Origin of the sequence: Hominiventricola aquisgranensis, assembly GCF_040096225.1 — a bacterium.
GTDB lineage: Bacteria > Bacillota > Clostridia > Lachnospirales > Lachnospiraceae > Hominiventricola > Hominiventricola aquisgranensis.
In genome coordinates, this window is sequence record NZ_JBBMFC010000068.1 from 1 (window position 1) to 1602 (window position 1602).

Sequence of the window (1602 nt, forward strand, 5' to 3'; positions counted from 1 at the left end):
CAGACTGTAGACAAAGCCCCGCTTTTGCGGGGTTTTGCTATTGTTAGAACCGCTTTTCTGATATAATGATGTCAGAAGGGCGGTGTTTTTTATGATGACAAAAAATGCAGATAAGAAAAGGGAACAGATGCTGATGTTCTGTATGAATGACATGGTGCCACAGAATCACATACTCCGTTTGATTGATAAAGCCATTGATTGGAACTTTATTTATGACTTAGTAGAAGAAAAATACTGCCCTGACAACGGTCGGCCAAGTATGGATCCCGTTATGCTCATAAAAATTCCGTTTATTCAGTATCTCTACGGAATAAAAAGCATGCGGCAAACAATGAAAGAGATTGAAGTAAATGTTGCCTACCGTTGGTTTCTGGGACTGGATATGATGGATCCTGTTCCACATTTTTCTACATTTGGGAAAAACTATACACGCCGTTTTAAAGATACCAATCTTTTTGAACAGATTTTTTCCAGGATTCTCGAAGAATGCATGAAATACAAACTTGTAGATACCGACCAGATATTTGTTGATTCAACTCATGTAAAAGCTTGCGCTAACAGTAAAAAAATGCGGAAACGAGTCGCTCATGAACAAGCTCTTTGGTATGAAGATGAATTAAAAAAAGAAATTGAGCAGGACCGTCTGGCTCATGGTAAAAAACCATTGAAAGATAAAAATGATTACCAGCCACCAGCATCTGGAGGAAACGGTTCAGAAAATTTAGAAGCTTCAGAAGAAATTCCGTCCGGTGTCAAAACACAAAAAAGCAGTATAACTGATCCGGAAAGCGGTTGGTTTCGAAAAGGGGAACATAAGCATGTTTTCGCATATGCAGTCGAAACCGCATGTGATCAGCATGGATGGATTTTAGGATATAGCGTTCATCCTGGAAATGAGCATGACAGTAGAACTTTTAAGGTACTGTATGAAAAAGTAAAAGCATTTGATCCTTCTATGATTATTGCAGATGCAGGATACCGGACACCGGCGATTGCCAGAAGGCTGCTATTAGATGGAATTGAACCATTGTTTCCGTATAAGCGTCCGATGACAAAAGAAGGCTATTTCAGAAAGCATGACTACGTTTATGATGAGTATTACGACTGCTATATTTGCCCTGAAAATCAAGTGCTTTCTTATAGCACAACAAATCGGGATGGCTATCGTGAATACAAAAGCCGTGGATATATTTGCTGTAATTGTCCCCAGAAATCTAAATGCACAGAAAGTAAAGATCATGTGAAGCTGGTAACACAGCATGTATGGGAAAGATATATAGAGAAAGCAGAGGATATCCGTCATACACTGGGAAACAAAGAGATTTATCAGAAACGAAAAGAAACAATAGAACGAATCTTTGGAACAGCGAAAGAACATCATGGTTTTCGATATACTCAGTACATAGGAAAAGCGCGGATAGAAATGAAAGCCGGGCTTACTTTTGCATGCATGAACCTGAAAAAATTAGCTAAGATACTGGTGATGAGAAACAGGAAATTGTTGTCATTTATATATAGAATTGAATTTTTACTGAATAAAATAAACGCAAGAGAAAAGTGGTGCCTGGCCTAACGGTCAAACACCACTTTGTCTACAGTCTG

1 protein-coding gene is annotated in these 1602 nt (G+C 38.6%); it reads left to right on the forward strand.

The window, feature by feature from the left end; all coding sequences use genetic code 11:
- The first annotated feature begins 91 nt into the window (after positions 1–91).
- Positions 92–1573: an IS1182 family transposase gene (locus tag WMO62_RS15715; RefSeq protein WP_349145271.1), complete on the forward strand. Its 1482-nt coding sequence runs from the start codon at positions 92–94 to the stop codon at positions 1571–1573.
- Positions 1574–1602 lie beyond the last annotated feature (29 nt).

Bases quoted from the DNA above. Each gene is read 5' to 3' on its own strand.
- WMO62_RS15715 (WP_349145271.1), top strand. From the start codon at position 92: ATGATGACAAAAAATGCAGATAAGAAAAGGGAACAGATGCTGATGTTC.